This is a genomic window from Streptomyces sp. DSM 41931, assembly GCF_050271085.1.
GTDB lineage: Bacteria > Actinomycetota > Actinomycetes > Streptomycetales > Streptomycetaceae > Streptomyces > Streptomyces albogriseolus.
This window is the reverse complement of sequence record NZ_CP189902.1, coordinates 5,119,667-5,137,589: the sequence shown is the minus strand read 5'-3', so window position 1 is coordinate 5,137,589 and position 17,923 is coordinate 5,119,667. Positions and strand designations below refer to the sequence as shown.

16 protein-coding genes are annotated in these 17,923 nt (G+C 71.8%); 3 read left to right on the top strand and 13 right to left on the bottom strand.

Annotation, left to right across the window (positions count from 1 at the left end; all coding sequences use genetic code 11):
* Positions 1-211: 211 nt before the first annotated feature.
* Positions 212-1,708: a transcriptional repressor NsdA gene (locus ACP7TJ_RS23850; RefSeq protein WP_093763953.1), complete on the bottom strand. Its 1,497-nt coding sequence runs from the start codon at positions 1,706-1,708 to the stop codon at positions 212-214.
* 447 nt (positions 1,709-2,155) lie between these two features.
* On the opposite strand from ACP7TJ_RS23850, the gene ACP7TJ_RS23845 reads away from it, so the two are divergent.
* Complete coding sequence (locus ACP7TJ_RS23845) at positions 2,156-2,821, top strand: bifunctional DNA primase/polymerase (RefSeq protein ID WP_367560474.1); 666 nt, start codon at positions 2,156-2,158, stop codon at positions 2,819-2,821.
* A 90-nt stretch (positions 2,822-2,911) separates the two neighbouring features.
* Here the strand turns inward: ACP7TJ_RS23845 and ftsY are convergent, their stop codons facing one another.
* From ftsY to ACP7TJ_RS23820, 5 genes are all read right to left on the bottom strand, one after another.
* The gene (gene ftsY / locus ACP7TJ_RS23840) at positions 2,912-4,114 is read right to left on the bottom strand and encodes a signal recognition particle-docking protein FtsY (protein WP_093763951.1); all 1,203 of its coding nucleotides are present in this window, start codon (positions 4,112-4,114) and stop codon (positions 2,912-2,914) included.
* A gap of 239 nt (positions 4,115-4,353) precedes the next feature.
* Positions 4,354-5,772: a sugar porter family MFS transporter gene (locus ACP7TJ_RS23835; protein WP_093763950.1), complete on the bottom strand. Its 1,419-nt coding sequence runs from the start codon at positions 5,770-5,772 to the stop codon at positions 4,354-4,356.
* A gap of 204 nt (positions 5,773-5,976) precedes the next feature.
* Positions 5,977-9,606 (bottom strand): chromosome segregation protein SMC, encoded by a 3,630-nt coding sequence (smc, locus tag ACP7TJ_RS23830; RefSeq protein WP_427765213.1) that lies wholly within the window; start codon positions 9,604-9,606, stop codon positions 5,977-5,979.
* A 288-nt stretch (positions 9,607-9,894) separates the two neighbouring features.
* Positions 9,895-10,098, bottom strand: coding sequence for a hypothetical protein (locus ACP7TJ_RS23825; protein ID WP_093763948.1), 204 nt, complete (start codon positions 10,096-10,098; stop codon positions 9,895-9,897).
* A 378-nt stretch (positions 10,099-10,476) separates the two neighbouring features.
* Complete coding sequence (locus tag ACP7TJ_RS23820; protein WP_093763947.1) at positions 10,477-10,758, bottom strand: acylphosphatase; 282 nt, start codon at positions 10,756-10,758, stop codon at positions 10,477-10,479.
* A gap of 175 nt (positions 10,759-10,933) precedes the next feature.
* On the opposite strand from ACP7TJ_RS23820, the gene ACP7TJ_RS23815 reads away from it, so the two are divergent.
* Positions 10,934-12,280: a CAP domain-containing protein gene (locus ACP7TJ_RS23815; RefSeq protein ID WP_427765209.1), complete on the top strand. Its 1,347-nt coding sequence runs from the start codon at positions 10,934-10,936 to the stop codon at positions 12,278-12,280.
* 157 nt (positions 12,281-12,437) lie between these two features.
* Complete coding sequence (locus tag ACP7TJ_RS23810) at positions 12,438-12,839, top strand: winged helix-turn-helix transcriptional regulator (RefSeq protein WP_093763944.1); 402 nt, start codon at positions 12,438-12,440, stop codon at positions 12,837-12,839.
* On the opposite strand, the gene mutM is transcribed toward ACP7TJ_RS23810, so the two are convergent.
* The 7 genes from mutM to rsmD form a co-directional block, all read right to left on the bottom strand.
* Positions 12,812-13,696, bottom strand: coding sequence for a bifunctional DNA-formamidopyrimidine glycosylase/DNA-(apurinic or apyrimidinic site) lyase (gene mutM, locus ACP7TJ_RS23805; RefSeq protein WP_370165011.1), 885 nt, complete (start codon positions 13,694-13,696; stop codon positions 12,812-12,814). The two genes, ACP7TJ_RS23810 and mutM, sit on opposite strands and share 28 nt — an antisense overlap.
* A gap of 83 nt (positions 13,697-13,779) precedes the next feature.
* Positions 13,780-14,598: a ribonuclease III gene (gene rnc / locus ACP7TJ_RS23800; protein WP_093763942.1), complete on the bottom strand. Its 819-nt coding sequence runs from the start codon at positions 14,596-14,598 to the stop codon at positions 13,780-13,782.
* A gap of 19 nt (positions 14,599-14,617) precedes the next feature.
* On the bottom strand, positions 14,618-14,791 hold the full coding sequence (rpmF, locus tag ACP7TJ_RS23795; RefSeq protein WP_003951102.1) for a 50S ribosomal protein L32: 174 nt from the start codon (positions 14,789-14,791) through the stop codon (positions 14,618-14,620).
* 2 nt (positions 14,792-14,793) lie between these two features.
* Positions 14,794-15,438, bottom strand: a complete 645-nt coding sequence (locus ACP7TJ_RS23790; RefSeq protein ID WP_093763941.1) for a YceD family protein — start codon at positions 15,436-15,438, stop codon at positions 14,794-14,796.
* A 132-nt stretch (positions 15,439-15,570) separates the two neighbouring features.
* Positions 15,571-16,674 carry an ATP synthase F0 subunit B gene (locus tag ACP7TJ_RS23785; RefSeq protein WP_427765202.1) on the bottom strand — a complete coding sequence of 368 codons (1,104 nt, stop codon included), beginning with the start codon at positions 16,672-16,674 and terminating at the stop codon, positions 15,571-15,573.
* 112 nt (positions 16,675-16,786) lie between these two features.
* A complete protein-coding gene (coaD, locus tag ACP7TJ_RS23780) occupies positions 16,787-17,266 on the bottom strand; it encodes a pantetheine-phosphate adenylyltransferase (protein ID WP_006130469.1) in 480 nt (159 codons plus the stop codon).
* Between the two features lie 26 nt (positions 17,267-17,292).
* Entirely contained in the window at positions 17,293-17,880 is a 588-nt protein-coding gene (gene rsmD / locus ACP7TJ_RS23775; RefSeq protein WP_427765198.1) for a 16S rRNA (guanine(966)-N(2))-methyltransferase RsmD, read from the bottom strand.
* Positions 17,881-17,923: the final 43 nt, after the last annotated feature.

Sequence of the window (17,923 nt, the reverse complement as noted above, 5' to 3'; positions counted from 1 at the left end):
AAGGCACCCGGAGTGTTACGGGTCGGTGAACCGCCGGATCCGGGGAGCGCCGATCGTTATCGTGGCGCAATCTTCGGTGTACGGCGGTGAGCCGCGGCCGGGGAGACACACGACCGGCCGCGGCCGGCCTTCCGAATGACTGGCATGGGGGAGCCGAGTCGGGCAGTTCGGGAGGGCCGGCCGCGGCCGGGGTCCAGGGTTCCTCGGTGGGTCAGACCGCCTGGGCGGTCTCGGGCAGCTCGGCCGCGAGCCGCTCGGTGAGCTCGACGACCTGGGCGAGCTCACCGAAGTCGCGTACGGCGGTGTCGACGGTCTTTCGGATACGAGTGTTGACGCGCTCGGAGCGGACCTTCTTGGCCGCCTTGATGGCCTCGGTGGCGAGAACCGTGCTCTGCTCGGGCTCGCGCTGGAGCAGATGGACCGTGGCCATGCCGATCAGGTTGAGGGCGTAGGAGCGCTGGTGCTCGCCGCCTTCCCGGCCGAACAGCTCCACGGCCCGCTTCATCAGCGGCTCGGCGAGCGAGGCGTACGTGGGGCTGCGGCCCGCGACATAGGCGAGGTCGCGGAAGGAGTGGCTGTTCTCCGCGTACAGCTCGGCCTCGGAGAAGAAGCGGATCCAGTCGGGGTCCGGCTCGTCCCACTCGTCGGCCTCGGCGAAGGTGTCCTCGGCCATGCGGACGGCGCGCTTGCAGCGGCCGGGCTGGCCCATGTTGGCGTAGGCGCGGGCCTCCATCGCATACAGCATGGACTGGACGCGGGGGCCGGCGCAGTCGCGGCTGCCGTACTGGGCGAGGTGGATGAGCTCCAGGGCGTCCTCGGGCCGGCCGAGGTGGATCATCTGCCGGCTCATGTTGGAGAGCACGTAGGAGCCGAGCGGCCGGTCGCCGGCCTCCTTGGCGGCGTGCAGGGCGAGCACGAAGTACTTCTGCGCGGTGGGCTGCAGCCCCACGTCGTACGACATCCAGCCGGCCAGCTCGGCGAGCTCGGCGGCGACCTTGAACAGCCGCTTGGTGGTGGCCTCCGGCTGGGGCTCCTGGAGCAGGTCGGTGACCTCGTGGAGCTGGCCGACGACGGCCTTGCGGCGCAGTCCGCCGCCGCACTGGGCGTCCCACTGCCGGAACATCACGGTAGTGGTCTCCAGCAGGTCCAGCTCCGGCTTGGACAGCCGGCCGCGGGCGCGCGCCGAGGAGGGGGCGACGTCCGGCTCGGGCCTGGCGAGCGGGCCGGACGGCGAGGGGACGAGCCAGCGCTGCATGGGCTCGATGAGGGACGGGCCCGCGGAGAGGGCCAGCGAGCTCCCGAGGAAGCCGCGCCGCGCCAGCATCAGGTCGCTGCGCGAGAACTCGCTGAGCAGGGCCACGGTCTGCGGGCCCGTCCAGGGGAGGTCGACGCCGGTCGCGGAGGGTGCCGGGCGGGTGGTGCGCAGGCCCAGGTCCTCCACGGAGACGACGACACCGAAACGCTCGGAGAACAGCTCGGAGAGGATGCGCGGGATCGGCTCGCGCGGGTTCTCCCCGTCCAGCCAGCGGCGGACGCGGGAGGTGTCGGTGGAGATGTGGTTGGCGCCCAACTGGCGTGCTCTGCGGTTCACTTGACGGGCGAGTTCGCCCTTGGACCAGCCGCTGCGGGCGAACCACGAGGTGAGCAGCTCGTTCGGGCGCTTCTCCGCACTCGCAGAACTCGTCCCGCCACCGCCGTTGCCGCCCACTGGAACGCCCCCATCCCTGAGAACCACTTGTCGCTGAGTGCGCCAAGCCCTATCAGAATGCCGGTAGTTGGGGCCGCCCGTCCGGCGATTGCCACCCCGCGAACGGAAAGCCGACTTGCCTCCGGCATACCCACGCCTGCATGTGCCCCGTCCGAACCGTGCACACACAGTAACCCTATGATCACCCGCCTCACCATGACGGAACCTCAATCGCCACCATTCGCCACCCCTTCGAATGAACGCACCGTCGCCGTCCCGCGATTGACTTGACACAGGACAGACAAGAGCGGATGCAGCGGTGCGCTCAGGGGCGCGCGACGTCCATCGCACCACCCCGCGCGCAACAAGGCGCCGGTTGGCGCGGGTCGCACCGGGAAGCCGGAAACAGAGAGTCACACGCTGCGTCCGCTACGTAACCACCAGCGCGCCGGACCCGTTGGAGGGGGCATGGGCTTCACGATCGGCATCAGTCGGGGCATCCGTGACATCCGGTCCGGCTCGCGGCGGCGCGGCCGTTCCTCGGACGGCACGGTCGTGGCGGAGTACACGGGACTGTGGGGCTGGGACGTGGTGCCGGGCGTCCGCGCCGTCGCCGGGTCCTGCTCCTGCGGCCGCTCGGGCTGCCGGGCGCCGGGCGCCCACCCCCTGGAGCACGCGCCGGTGATCCGCGCGGGCGCGCCGCTGAACGAGGTGACGGCGCTCTGGTCGGAGTTCCCGGGCGCCTCGGTGATGCTGCCCGTCGGGCGGGCGTTCGACGTGATCGAGGTGGCGGAGCCCGCCGGGCGTCACGCCCTGGCGCGGCTGGAGCGGATGGGCCTCCCGGTCGGGCCGGTCGCCGCCACCCCGGACGGCCGCGCCCAGTTCCTCGTCGCCCCGGGCGCCGCGGCCGCCCTGCCCGATCTGCTGTACCGCATGGGCTGGGACGACCCGGACGCCCTCGACCTGCGCGGCCTGGGACGCGGTACGCACATCACGGCACCGCCGTCGGACCGCGCCGGCCTCGGCCCGGTGCGCTGGCTGCGCTCCCCCGCCCTGGACTCCGCCTCCCGGCCGCCGGAGGCGCGGCTGCTGCTCGGCACGCTGGCGTACGTGGCGCACCGCTCGGGCTCCTGACCCCCTTCCGGTACGGCGAAGCGCCCGTCCCCCGACCGTTTCCGGGGGCGGGCGCTTCCTCGCGTACGGGGCCGGACGGCTCCGGGGGTGTCACTCCCCCAGCAGGGCGTCCACGAAGGCCTCGGGCTCGAACGGCGCGAGGTCGTCCGCGCCCTCGCCGAGACCGATCAGCTTGACCGGGACGCCCAGCTCGCGCTGGACGGCGATGACGATGCCGCCCTTGGCGGTGCCGTCGAGCTTGGTGAGCACGATGCCGGTGATGTCGACGACCTCGGCGAAGACCCGCGCCTGCACCAGACCGTTCTGCCCGGTGGTGGCGTCGAGCACCAGCAGCACCTCGTCCAGCGGGGCCTGCTTCTCGACGACCCGCTTGACCTTGCCGAGCTCGTCCATGAGGCCCGTCTTGGTGTGCAGCCGGCCGGCGGTGTCGATAAGCACCGCGTCGGCGCCCATCTCCTTGCCCTCCTTGACCGCGTCGAACGCGACGGAGGCCGGGTCGCCGGCCTCCGGGCCGCGCACGGTGTGGGCGCCGACCCGCTCGCCCCAGGTCTGGAGCTGGTCCGCGGCGGCGGCGCGGAAGGTGTCCGCGGCGCCGAGGACGACGGTGTTGCCGTCGGCGACCAGGACGCGGGCGAGCTTGCCGGTGGTGGTGGTCTTGCCGGTGCCGTTGACGCCGACGACCATCACGACGCCGGGGCCGCCGTTGGGGTTCTCCGTGTGCACGGTGCGGTCCATCTGGGGACCGACCAGCGTGATCAGCTCCTCGCGGAGCAGTCCGCGCAGCTCCTCGGGGGTGCGGGTGCCGAGCACCTTGACCCGCTCGCGCAGCCGGTCGACCAGCTCCTGGGTGGGCTGGACGCCGACGTCGGCGGTGAGCAGGGTGTCCTCGATCTCCTCCCAGGTGTCCTCGTCGAGGTGCTCGCGGGACAGCAGGGTGAGCAGACCTTTGCCCAGGGCGTTCTGCGACCGGGACAGCCGGGCGCGCAGCCGGATCAGACGGCCGGCGGTGGGCTCCGGGATCTCGATCTCGGGAGCCTCGGCGGCGGGCGGTTCCTCGATGACGACGGGACCGGCGCCCGCCGGAAGATCAACCTCCTCGATGGTGCGCCGCGGTTCCTCCCGCGGCGTCTCGGCCTCTTCGCCGACGTGCGGCTCGGCCGGCGGGGCGGTGATGTCGGGCGCGGCGGGCGGCGGCGGGGGCAGCGGCTTCTTGCGCCGGCTCCCGACGATGAGCCCGCCGAGCGCGCCGAGCACGACCACGGCGATGACTACAGCAAGGATGACGATGTCCATAACCCGTCCAGTATCAGCCATGCTGCCCCCGAGGCCCCTGCCCCCGACGCGCCCCACTTGAGACGCCCCGAGGGGCGCGGGGAACCGCGCGCCCCTCCCTCACCCGCCCGCACGAGCCCACGAACGCCGCCGCCCCGGCTCGGACGAGACCGAACCGGGGCGGGTGGGGGGTGGCACACACGAGGGGCAGGGCAGCGGGGAGGTGACCCCGCCCCTCGGGTCTTTGGGGAGGAGGGGCGTCAGCCCATCTCCTCCAGCCGCTTGCCCTTCGTCTCCTTCACGAACTTCAGCACGAACGGGATCGACAGCGCCGCGAACACCGTGTAGATCACGTATGTGACGGACAGGTTCCAGTCCGCCAGCGACGGGAAGCTCGCGGTGATCGCCCAGTTGGCGATCCACTGCGCCGCCGCGGCCACACCGAGCGCCGCCGCCCGGATCCGGTTCGGGAACATCTCGCCGAGCATGACCCACACGACCACGCCCCACGAGAGGGCGAAGAAGAGGACGAAGACGTGGGCCGCGATCAGGGCCACCCAGCCCTGCGTGGCGGGCAGCTGGCCGTCGACGAGGTTCGAGGAGAACGCCCAGGCCTCCAGCGCGAGACCGATCACCATGCCGACGGAGCCGATGATGGCCAGCGGCCGGCGGCCGACACGGTCGACGAAGATCATCGCGATGACGGTGCCGACGATGTTGATGATCGACGTGGTGAACGAGTAGAAGAACGAGTCCGCCGGGTCGACGCCGACCGACTGCCACAGCGTGGCCGAGTAGTAGAACGCGACGTTGATGCCGACGAACTGCTGGAACACCGACAGGCCGATACCGACCCAGACGATCGGCTTGAAGAAGAAGCTGCCGCCGAGCAGGTCCTTGAAGCTGGACTTCTCCTCGCGGCGCATGCCGGTCTCGATCTCGGTGACGCGGGCGTCGAGGTCGGTCCCGTCGCCCTCGACCTCGGAGAGGATCTGGCGGGCGCGCTCGTGCTTGCCGACGGAGATCAGGTAGCGGGGCGACTCGGGAATGGCGAAGGAGAGCAGGCCGTAGAGGACGGCGGGGATCACCATGACGCCGAGCATGACCTGCCAGGCCTCCAGGCCCATCAGCTCACCGCGCTGGTCGCCGTCGGCGGCGTTCAGGATGCCCCAGTTGACGAGCTGGGAGACGGCGATGCCGATGACGATCGCGGCCTGCTGGAAGGAGCCGAGCCGGCCGCGGTAGGCGGGCGGGGCGACCTCGGCGATGTAGGCCGGGCCGATGACGGAGGCCATGCCGATGGCGAAGCCGCCGACGACCCGCCAGAAGGCGAGGTCCCACAGCGCGAAGGGCAGCGCGGAGCCGACGGCGCTGACCGTGAAGAGGACCGCGGCGATCTGCATGCAGCGGATGCGTCCGATGCGGTCGGCTATCCGGCCGGCGGTGGCGGCGCCGATGGCACAGCCGATCAGCGCGATGGCGATGACCTGGGCGAGTGCGGCGGAGCCGACGTCGTAGCGGTCGCGGATCGCCTCGACGGCGCCGTTGATCACGGAGCTGTCGTAGCCGAAGAGGAAGCCGCCCATGGCGGCGGCAGCGGTGATGAAGATGACATGCCCGAGATGTTCGGGGTGAGCCGTCCGGGCTCCTGACGCTTGTGCCTGCGCGGTGCTGGTCACGTGTACTCCTCGGGCCACCGGCAACATCGCCGGGTGGGGGTCAGCCCTTCAAGGTTTCTGCCGTAGGCACCTGAAGGTAAAAACAACAGTGCAGAGACTATGTCTTCAACTTTTGAAGTCAATAGGGACTGGGCTGTGAGTTATGAGACGCAGGAGCCCAGGAAGGACCACAAAGGGTTCACATCTTGAAGAGTTCGGGCCGCTTCAGCGCAGACGCTGGCTGATGACCTTGGACACGCCGTCGCCCTGCATGGAGACGCCGTAGAGCGCGTCGGCGACCTCCATGGTGCGCTTCTGGTGCGTGATCACGATCAGCTGCGAGGCCTCCTGCAGCTCCTGCATGATCCGGATCAGCCGCTGGAGGTTGGTGTCGTCGAGCGCGGCCTCCACCTCGTCCATCACGTAGAACGGGCTGGGCCGCGCCTTGAAGATCGACACGAGCAGCGCCACCGCGGTCAGCGACCGCTCGCCGCCCGACAGCAGCGACAGCCGCTTGACCTTCTTGCCCGGCGGACGCGCCTCGACGTCCACGCCCGTGGTGAGCATGTTGTCGGGGTCGGTCAGCACCAGGCGCCCCTCCCCGCCCGGGAACAGCCTGGAGAAAACGCCCTCGAACTCCCGGGCCGTGTCCCGGTAGGCCTCGGTGAAGACCTGCTCGACGCGTTCGTCGACCTCCTTGACGACCTGGAGCAGGTCCGCGCGGGTCTTCTTCAGGTCCTCCAGCTGCTCGCTGAGGAACTGATGGCGTTCCTCCAGCGCCGCGAACTCCTCCAGGGCGAGCGGGTTGACCTTGCCGAGCTGCTGGTAGGCGCGCTCGGCGGCCTTCAGTCGCTTCTCCTGCTCGGCCCGCACGAAGGGACGGGGCTGGTTGCGCGGATGCTCCGGGTCCTCCGGGAGCTGCTCGCCCTCGGCGGGGGGCGAGGGCGGCACCGGCTGGTGCGGCCCGTACTCCGCCACCAGCCCGGCCGGTTCGACACCCAGTTCCTCCAGCGCCTTCGCCTCCAGCTGCTCCATCCGCAGCCGTTTCTCGGCGCCGAGTACCTCGCCGCGGTGGACCGAATCCGTCAACTTGTCGAGTTCCGCCTTGAGATCGCGTCCTTCGGCGCGGGCGCGGGCGAGATCCTCCTCGCGGCGGGCCTTGGCGGCCTCGGCGGCGGTGCGCTCGTCGGCGGCGCGGGCCAGGGACACCTCGACGTGCGCGAGGAGCTGGCGGGCGCCCGCGGCGACGGCGGCGGCGACCTCCGCCTCGTGGCGCAGCCGGGCGCGGCGCTGTTCGGCACGCGCGCGTGCCTCGCGTTCGGCGCGGGCGGCCCGGTCCAGGGAGTCGGCCCGTCCGGCCAGCCCCTTGACCCGCTCCTCGTGCGTACGGACCTGAAGCCGGGCCTCCATCTCGGTCTGGCGGGCGTTGGCCCCGTCGGCGGCGAGCCGGTCGCGCACGGAGGTGTCGGGCTCCTCCTCGAACGGCATCTCCTCGGCCGTCTCCAGCCGCTCGGCGAGCTCCTCCACCTCGGCGAGCGCCCTGTCGAGGGCCTCCTGTGCGCGTTCGGCGGCGGCCCCGGCGCGCTCGGCCTCGCCGGCGGCGCCACGCGCCTGTCCGGCGAGCCGGCCGAGCTGCTGGGCGACGGCGGACTTCTCCCGGTCGGCGGCCCGGCGCCGCTCCCCCAGCTCCTCGACGAGGGCCGCGCTCTCCCGGCGCCGGGCGGCCGCCGCCTCCTGCGCCTCGGCCAGCTCCTCGCAGCGCACCGCGAGCTCCTCCAGCTCGGCGGCGGCCTCGTCGACGGACGCCTGTACCTCCAGCAGGCTGGGCGCGCCGGCCGAGCCGCCGTGCGCGAAGTGGGCGCCGAGCAGGTCGCCCTCGGCGGTGACGGCGGTGAGGCCGGGCCGGGCGTGGACGAGTTCCTCGGCGTCCTCGAGGGTGCCGACGACGACGATGCCGTGCAGGAGCCGTCGCACGGCCGGCATGAGGTCGTCGGGGCCGCGGACGAGGCGCTCCGCGGGAAGGGGTGTGAGTGCTTCGGGGAGGGGGGTTCCGGAGGGAGCGGCGGGTGCGGGGGCGTCGTGGCTGGGCGCGCTGTTCCCCGCACCCCTGGAGGGTGTCTCGCCTGCGGCGTCGGACGGGCCTGTCACCAGGAGGGCGGCTCGGCCGGCGTCCAGTTTGCGGAGGAGACGGATGGCGTCGGCCGCCGCGGCCGGGGAGGAGACCGCGAGGGCGTCCGCCGCCGCGCCGAAGGCGGCCGCGAGCGGTACCTCGTAGCCGGGCGTCACCGTCAGCAGTTCCGCGGCCGGGCCGAGCAGCCCGGTGAGGCTGTCCCTCGCGCCGAGCAGCGCGCCGGTGCCGTCCTTGCGGCGCAGGCCGAGCGCCAGGGTCTCGTGGCGTGCCTGGGTCGCGGCGCGTTTCCTCTCCACGGCGGTGACGGCCTCGCGGGCGGCGGTGAGGACGGTCTCTGCCTCGGCGAGCCCGCGCTTGGCTTCCTCGTGCCGCTCGGCGAGCTCCGCGTCGCCCGCGTCGAGGCCGTCGACCTCCGTCCGGAGGGCCTCGTACTCCTCCTGGGCGGCCACGGCGCGCTGCCGCGCCTCGTCGCGGGCGGCGGCGAGGCGTTCGATCTCGGCCTGGGCGGCGGCTGCGCGGGAGCGGGCGGCGCCCACCTGTCCCTTGAGCCGGGCGAGCCCCTCGCGCCGGTCGGCGATGGCGCGGGCGACGTCCTTGAGCCGCCGTTCCTCCTGGGCCAGTTCGCGCTCCAGTTCGGCGCGGTGGGCGACGGTGTCCTCCAGCGCGCGTTCGGCCGCTTCGAGGGCGGCCTCCAGTTCGGCCTCCTGCTCCCGGATGCGGGCGGCCTCGCGCTCCATGTCCTCGGGGTCCCGGCCGCGCCGCTCCTCGGGGGGTGCGGAGGTGGCGCTCTTCACGCGCGCGTCGGCGAGCGAGATGGTGCCGCGCACCCGTTCGGCGAGCTGGGAGAGCTCGTACCAGGTCTGCTGGGCGTTCTGGAGCCGCGGGGTGAGGCGGCGTACCTCGTCCTCCAGGAGGCCCTCGCGCTGGAGGGCCTTCTTCAGCTCGGCCTCGGCGGCCTCCTTGCGCTGTTTGAGGGCGGCCTCGTCGGCGATCTCGGCCTGGAGCGCCTGGCGCAGCGTGACGAGGTCGTCGGCGAGGAGGCGCAGGCGGGCGTCGCGCAGGTCGGCCTGGATGACGGCGGCCCGGCGGGCGACGGCGGCCTGGCGGCCGAGCGGCTTGAGCTGGCGGCGGAGCTCGTCGGTGAGATCCTGGACGCGTGCGAGGTTGGCCTGCATCGCGTCCAGCTTGCGCAGCGCCTTCTCCTTGCGCTTGCGGTGTTTGAGGACGCCGGCCGCCTCCTCGATGAAGGCGCGGCGGCCCATGGGGTCGGCGTGCAGGACGGAGTCGAGCTGGCCCTGGCCGACGATGACGTGCATCTCGCGGCCGATGCCGGAGTCGGAGAGCAGTTCCTGGATGTCCAGGAGACGGCAGGTGTCGCCGTTGATCTGGTACTCGCTGCCGCCGTTGCGGAACATGATCCGCGTGATGGTGACCTCGGAGTACTCGATGGGGAGGGCCCCGTCGGAGTTGTCGATGGTCAGGGACACCTCGGCGCGGCCCAGGGGCGGGCGGCCGGTGGTGCCGGCGAAGATGACGTCCTCCATCTTGCCGCCGCGCAGCGACTTGGCGCCCTGCTCGCCCATGACCCAGCTGAGGGCATCCACCACGTTGGACTTGCCCGAGCCGTTCGGGCCGACGACGCAGGTGATCCCCGGTTCGAACCGCAGGGTGGTCGCGGAGGCGAACGACTTGAAGCCGCGGAGGGTCAGGGCCTTGAGGTGCACGCCGTCGGACTCTACCCGGCGGGCATGTCTCACTCCATGAGCGCGCGGTTTCGCGGGTGAACGCGCAGGGCATGCCAGTCGTTGAGAACGTGAACAGGTGCGCGGGACAGAGAGTGCGCCGCGCGGGGGTCGCGGGGTTCCCCGCGGGAGACGGCAGGCTCAGCGGTTCGGGACGCGGAGGGGTGAAGAAAGAAGGGACGCCGGAGCGTCCCTTGCAATTCTGACTGCCTGGCGGTGATTGACGGGCAAGCCCGACCACTGCGGTGCTGTTCGTGGAGCGTGCAGTGATCAGGTGAGCGCAGGCTCCGCCTGGTGTGCGTCAACGCTCTCCATGATCCTGTCGTGAGAAGCGGCAGCCTTCAGGGCGTCCTTCTCGGCCTGGATCCGCGTGAGCTCGGATTCCAGGTCCTGGACGCGCTGCTGGAGCCGTCGCATCTCGGCGAGGAGTCGAGGGTCGGAGCCGCCGACGTAACCGAGAAGCGCCTTTGCCATGATGGATGGTCCTCCACAATGAGTGACCGACCGATGCGGTGTGGGTCGTGAGGGATTCGCACCCGCGGTGCTTGGCAGGCCTGGAGTTGTGCTGCCGTTCAGCCATGCCAAACAGCTAAGGTGCGCGGGGCTTTCAGCGTCTCACCAAAAAGTTTGAGGGTCAACACGATCACGCCCCGTATTGGGGGACAACCGGGCGCATACGGCCGGACGGCGGCGGCGTCGCGTTCCTCGCGGGTCCTCGGGGCGTGGCGATCATCTTGGCGGGCCCAGCCGCCGTCGGCAAGCCGTTTGCTTCGATCACCAGGACTTTTTTGCGTCCGGACCGTTCACGGCGAGGGCCGCGCGGGCCTGGGCGCGGCGGCCCGGCGGGCGCCGTCAGCGGATCGCGAAGCCGTCGTAGCCGCCACGGGGTGTGTCCCAGATCTCGGTCACTCCGTCCACGTGCCCGGGCGTGTCGCCGGTCTGCAGCCACTCCAGCAGCCGCTCGCAGCGGTCGCGGGGACCCTCGGCGACCACCTGCACCCTGCCGTCGCCGAGATTCAGGGCGAAGCCCCGCAGGCCGCCGGTCTCCAGGGCCTTGGCCCGGGTGAACCAGCGGAAGCCCACGCCCTGGACGTGTCCGCGGACCCAGGCGACCAGTCGCACATCCTCGCTCATGCCTGCAACCTAACCGCACAAAGTCACACCGGGCACTCCGCCCCCGTGCGCCATGCGGTAGCGTCCCCACCCATAAATCTCATATGAAACTCACTCGTTGGTGTGAGTTTCGTGATCGTCGAGTTACGGGCAGGTCGCGAGACGCGGCCGACCACCAGGACGAGGAAGGCCAAACATGGGACGCCACCGACGCTCCGACGCCGGCCGCGCCGCCACGAGCCGCGCCGCCGGGGTCACCCACCACGACGGCTCCTACGGTGAAGGCCTGGACCCGCGAGGCGCCGGGGCCGACGGCCCGCCCACGATGGGCACCGCGCCGTATCTGAACCCGGAGGCCTACGCGGAGACGTACGCCCGCAGCGAGGCGTACCTGTACGCGACGGACGGCACCGCGGTCCCCTCCGGCGGCGCCGGCTTCCCCACGGGCGGCCACCCGGACGCCGGCCCCGCCCCGGCCGCGTACGCCTACACCGCGTCCGTCCACACCACGGACACCGTCGCCGCCCCCGCCGTCCCGGGCCCGCGCACCGCCGAGTACGACTTCACGGGCCACTCCTTCGCCGGTGACCCGCTCCCAGAGTGGGACGTGACGCCCCGGCCCCGCCCCGTCCGTACCGCCCGTACCACCGTGACCTCGTCGGTCGGCGCGGACGACCGGCCCGCGAACGGACGGCGCCGCAAGAAGAAGAAGGCCGCGACGCCGGTCCGCACCGGGCTGCTCGGCGTGTCCGCCGCCGTGGCCCTCGGCACGGTCGCGGTGGCCACCGGCGCGGTGCCCGGCCTGGAGAACTACAAGCTCGGCGGCGACCGCGGCCCCAGTGACAACGTGCAGGCCGGCGCCGGTGTGACGACCAACCTGCCGACGGAGCAGGGCGGCACGTCCGGCTCCGCCGAGGCGCCGGGCCGCGACGCGTCCACCCCCGCGAGCCGCGACGGCGGACGCGCCGCCTCCCCGGCGCCGTCGGCTTCGCCGTCCGCCCCGACCGCGCCGACGAAGGCGCCCGAGGCGGAGAAGACCCCCGAGAAGACGGAGTCCGCGGCCGCCCCGGAGAAGACCGAGGAGCGGGCGCAGGACCGCAGGACGACGCCCGACACCGAACGGAAGGCGGGCGACCAGAGTCAGGGCAAGCGCCAGACCTCGGCCGAGGCAACCGCCGCCGCGGAGGTGCTGCGGCTGGTCAACGCCGAGCGCGCGAAGGTGGGCTGCAGCCCGGTCACCGCGGACAGCGCCCTGACCGGGCTGGCCACGGCGTTCAGCGACGACATGGCCGACCGCGGTTTCTTCGACCACACCGACCCCGACGGCGACACCCCGTGGGACCGCGCCCAGGCGGCGGGCATAAGCAACCTCGGCGGCGAGAACATAGCCCGCGGCCAGGCCGACGCCGAGTCCGTCATGCAGGCCTGGATGGACAGCCCCGGCCACAAGGCGAACATCCTGAACTGCGACTTCAAGACCCTGGGCGTAGGCGTCCACCTGGGCCCGGGCGGGCCTTGGTGGACGCAGAACTTCGGGTACTGAGCCGCCGCCGTGGGCCTGGGCGCCGGCCGGCAGCGCCACCCTCACCTTGTGAGCCCGGTCGCCGGGCTCACATCGGATCAGCAGCCCTCTCACTTACCCACTTACCAGGAGTAAGCGCCGCCTCTCAGCAAGCGCTGCTCTGAAGTACGCTGAGTCCATGACGACCACGCAGTCGGCCCCGGAGGACCGGGACCTCCCGTTCAACGTGTTCGCCAAGTCCTGCCCGTCCCGAGTCACGCTGGAACACGTGACCGGGCGCTGGGGGGCGCTGACGCTGGGGGCGCTGTACGAGGGGTCGCTGCGGTTCAACGAGCTGCGCCGGCGGGTCGACGGCGTCAGCGAGAAAATGCTGTCGCAGACCCTGCACGCGCTGGAGCGCGACGGGCTCGTGCACCGCGAGGCGCAGCTGACCAACCCTCCCCGCGTGGACTACGAACTCACCCCGCTGGGCCGTGAGGTCGCCGAGCACCTGCTGGCCCTCATCCGTCTCCTGGAGGACCGCATGGACACCGTCCTCGAGGCCCGGGAGCGCTACGACGCGGCGCGCGGCGCCCGCTGACAGCGCGGGCAGAAGTAGCTGGAGCGGTTCATCCACGCCCGTCGGCGTATCGGCGTCCCGCAGCGGCGGCAGGGCAGGCCCTCGCGGCCGTACGCGTCCAGGGAGCGGTCGAAGTAGCCGGACTCGCCGTTGACGTTGACGTAGAGGCTGTCGAAGCTGGTGCCGCCCGCGGCGAGGGCGGCGTTCATGACGTCCCGGACGTGCCCCAGCAGCTGCAGGGTGCGGGGCCGTGTGAAGCCGGCCGTCGGGCGCTCGTAGTGGATGCGGGCGCGCCACAGCGCCTCGTCCGCGTAGATGTTGCCGACGCCGCTGATCAGCGACTGGTCGAGCAGCGCCCGCTTGATGGTGGTCCGCTTGCGGCGCAGCGCCTGGTGGAAGGCCTCGTCGTCGAACAGCGGGTCGAGCGGGTCGCGGGCGATGTGCGCGATGACGTCGGGCAGGCCCTCGGGGGTGTTGTCGTGCAGCGACAGACCGCCGAAGGTGCGCTGGTCGACGAAGCGCAGCTCGGTGTCGCCCGCCGGTCCCTCGTCCGGTGACTGCGGCTCGGTGAAGCGGACGCGGATGCGCAGGTGCTTCTCGTCCGGCGCGGCGTGCGGCTGCATCAGCAGCTGGCCGCTCATGCCGAGGTGGGCCAGGATCGACTGGTCCGTGTCCTCCAGCGGCAGCCACAGGTACTTGCCACGGCGGCGCGGGACGCCGATGCGGTGCCCCTTCAGCCGGTGCGCGAAGTCGTCGGCGCCGGCGAGGTGACGGCGCACCGCGCGCGGGTGCAGGACCTCGGCGTCAGCGACGGTCCGGTGGGCGACCCACCGCTCGAGTCCGCGCCGTACGACCTCGACCTCGGGCAGCTCGGGCATGGTGTCCCCTCCCAGGACCGGTGGATCGAGCACCGAGCGCCCGCCCCGGTGCGGGGACGGGCGCTCGGGCCGTGCGTGCTACGTCAGGCGGATGCCGACGGGGCCCCGGCGCTCTTGCCGGAGGCCTCGGCCTCGGCGGCCTGGACGACCTGTTCGGCCTCCTGAGCCGCCTTGGCCCGCTCGTCCGCCGCGGCCTTGATGGCCCGCCACGCGGACTCGGCGGCCTGCTGCTCCGCCTCCTTCTTGCTGCGGCCGGTGCCGGTGCCGTACGAGACGCCTCCGACGCGGGCGGCAGCAGTGAAGGTCTTCTCGTGATCGGGGCCGGTCTCCGTGACCAGGTACTCGGGAACGCCGAGCCCCTCGATCGCGGTGAGCTCCTGGAGACTGGTCTTCCAGTCCAGGCCGGCTCCCAGGTTCGAGGACTTTTCGATCAGCGGGTCGAACAGACGGTGCACCAGCTCCGCCGCCGATTCCAGGCCCTGGTCGAGATAGACCGCGCCGATCACCGCTTCGAGGGTGTCGGCGAGGATGGACGCCTTGTCCCGGCCGCCCGTTCCCTCTTCACCGCGGCCGAGCCGGATGAAGGAGCCGAGGTCGAGCCCGCGGCCCACCTCCGCCAGCGCACGCGAGTTGACCACCGCGGCCCGCAGCTTGGCCAGCTGGCCTTCGGGCAGGTCGGGGTGGGTGCGGTACAGCGTGTCGGTGACGACGAGGCCGAGCACGGAGTCCCCGAGGAACTCCAGCCGCTCGTTCGTCGGCAGACCGCCGTTCTCGTACGCGTAGGAACGATGGGTCAGCGCACGCACCAGAAGGGCGGACTCGACCTGGTAGCCGAGCCGCCCTTCCAGAAGCGTGGGGGACGAGGCCTGGTTGTCCGCAGAGTTTTTCTTCGGCGTGGACACAGTGCCTCTCACCAGCCGCTCAGACCTCGAGGACCTGGCGCTTGTTGTAAGTGCCGCAAGACGGGCACGCGATGTGCTGCTGCTTGGGCTCGTGGCAGCGCTCGCACGCAACCAGGGTGGGGACCGCAGCCTTCCACTGCGACCGGCGGTGGCGCGTGTTGCTGCGCGACATCTTCCGCTTCGGAACAGCCACGGCTACTTCTCCTGCTTCTCGTCGACGCCGGCTTCGGCGCCGCTCATCTCGTCCTTCTCGCCGTCCTTCATGGTGCCGGCGAGTCCCTGCAATGCCGCCCAACGGATGTCGACGGCGTCGTGATGGTGGTCCGGGTCGTCCGCCAGCCGCACTCCGCACTCGGAGCACAGACCCGGGCAGTCTTCCTGGCACACCGGCTGCATCGGCAGTGCGAGCACCACCGCGTCGCGCAGCACCGGCTCGAGGTCGAACAGGCCGTCCTCGAGGAGGAGCCGGTCCTCGTCGTCCTCGGCGTCGTCGCCCGGTTCCGCGATCACGCGGCCCCGGTCGTCGGCGTCAGGGTACGAGAACATCTCCTGGAAGTCCGCTTCGAGCTCCAGCTCGAGCGGCTCCAGACACCTTACGCACTCCCCCTCGGCCCTGGCACGGGCGGTGCCTGTGACGAGCACACCTTCCATGACCGACTCGAGCCGGAGTTCGAGCTCCACCGGGGCGCCTTCCGGCACTCCGACGACTCCCGTGAGACCGAGGTCCTGGGGAGCGTCGACCGTACGGGTCAGGCGCTGCAGCGCACCGGGCCGCCGCCCCAGCTCGTGCGTGTCGAACACGAGGGGGTTGCGGTGGTCGAGGCGGGCGTTCAGAGCCATTCCTGCTTTCGATCTTCGAGCTCGGAGGGTGTCGCTGCCGTACGGTGCGTTCCCGGGCAGCGTGGATCGCGGTCATACGCGCGACCGAAGAGCCAGGATACTGGACCTTTCGCTCTCGGCCCAATCCGCCCCTTACAGGCCCCGCTCGCGCTGGTACGCCTCGAGCTGTTCGGGCGTGATCATGCTGGTGTCGAACAGGCTCGTCTCGTCCAGCGCGTACCCCTGCTGGGGCTGCTGCGGCGCGTGCCGGGCGGTCTGGCCGGGGTCGTACGCCTGCTGGGAGGTGTCGTAGCCCTGGTAGGCCGCGTACGGGTCGGCCTGGGCGTAGCCGCCGGACTGGGCGTACGGGTCCTGGGCGCCGCCGTACTGCTGCTGGTAGCCGCCGTAGGGGTCGGCCTGCTGGGCGTCGTAGCCGTACGCGGGCTCCGGCTGGGCGTACGGCTGTGTCTGCGGCTGCGGGGGCTGCTGGGGCTGCGGCGGCTGCTGCGGCTCGGTCCTGCGGCCCCGGGCGTCCTGCTCGGCGAGGGAGGCCAGGTCGGCGAGGTAGTCGGCGTCGCTGGAGTGCTGGACGGTGCTGGTGTCGTCGGCCAGCGCGCCCAGGTCGTCGGTGGCGATCCGGCCGTGCAGCTTCTGCCGGCCGCGGCCGACCGCCTCCAGCGTCTTGGCGAGCACCGCCTCGAAGGCGCCGAGCTTGACGTCGACGTAGGCGTCCGCGTTGCGGCGCAGGGTCTCCGGGTCGTGGCTGCGCTCGGGGGCGTCCTCGTCCTCGTAACCCTGCTCGTCCAGGCCGGGGCCCGTGCCGAGCAGCTTCTCGCGGCCGCGGCCGACGGAGCCGAGGGTCTTGGTGAGGACGACCTCGAAGTTGGCGAGCTTGGAGTCGACGTAGTCGTCGGCCTCGGCGCGGATCTCCTCGGCCTCCTGGCGGGCCTCGGCGAGGATACGGTCCGCCTCGGCCTGGGAACGGCGGGCGATCTCGGTCTCGGCGACCAGTGAACCGCGCTGGGCGTGCGCCTCGGAGATGATCCGTTCGGCCTCCTGGCGGGCCTGTTCGACCATCTGCTCCCGGCCGCCGATCAACTCCTCGGCCTGGGCGAGGGAGTCGGGCAGCGCCGCGCGCACCTCGTCGAGCATGGCGAGCAGTTCGGCGCGGTTGACCACGCACGACGCCGACATGGGCATCGACCGGGCACTGGAGACCGCGGCGACGATCTCGTCCAGCTTCTTCTGCACGTCCACCGTGTGCTCGCCACTCTCTACAGCTGTGTTGGAGACGGACGGGACGACTGTACGGCCATGGGGCGTCCGGGGGACACCGGATGCCCCCTCCGTCCGTGGCGCGGGGGCGCGTTCAGTCCTTGCGCAGGCGTTCGGTGAGCGCCGTCAGGACCTCGGCGGGCACCAGGTGGGAGACGTCGCCGCCCCAGGCCGCGACCTCCTTGACGAGCGAGGAGGACAGGAAGCTGTAGGTGGGGTTGGTGGGGACGAAGAGGGTCTCCACGCCCGAGAGGCCGTTGTTCATCTGGGCCATCTGGAGCTCGTAGTCGAAGTCGCTGACCGCGCGCAGGCCCTTGACGATGGCGGGGATGTCACGCTGCTTGCAGAAGTCGACGAGCAGGCCGTGGAAGGCCTCGACCCGGACGTTGCCGTACTCGGCGGTGACGGTGCGGATCAGGTCGATCCGCTCCTCGATCTCGAACAGGCCCTTCTTGGACTTGTTGATCATCACCGCGACGTAGACCTCGTCGTACAGCCGGGAGGCCCGGGCGATGATGTCGAGGTGTCCGTTGGTGATCGGGTCGAAGGACCCGGGGCATACGGCGCGGCGCACTGGTGATTCCTCGCTCTCCGGTCCGGTCATCGTGCGTCTTCGCACGTAGAGGCGGCGCGACCGTACCAAAACGTTCCCTCGCCGTAGCGACGGGCCCGGATCGCCTCGAAACCCGGCGGCCAGGCGAATTCTCCGCCTCTGGTGCTGCGCTCCACGGTGACGAGGGCGTCGTCGGCGAGCCACCCCTCGGTGCGGAGTGTGAGCAGAATCTCCCGAAGATCGCCGTCGGAGACGGCGTAGGGCGGGTCGAGGAAGACGATGTCGTACGGCTGCTCGGGGGGCGCGGTGCGGACGATCTGTTCCGCTTTGCCGGATCTCACCTCGGCGCCGGGGAGTCCGAGCGACTTCACGTTCTCCCGGACGGTGCGCACCGCGCGGGCGTCGGCCTCGACGAGCAGGACGTGTCCGGCGCCGCGGGACAGGGCCTCCAGGCCGACGGCGCCGGAGCCGGCGTACAGGTCGAGGACGCATTCGCCGTCGAGGGGGCCGCCGAGCAGCGACTGCCAGGTGGAGAAGAGTCCTTCGCGCGCCCGGTCGGAGGTGGGGCGGGTGCCCTGCCCCGGCGGGACGGCCAGGCGGCGTCCGCCGGCCGCGCCGGCGATCACGCGGGTCATGTCCTCGGTCCTTGTCGGTGGGTGCGGGTCGGTTCGTGCGGGG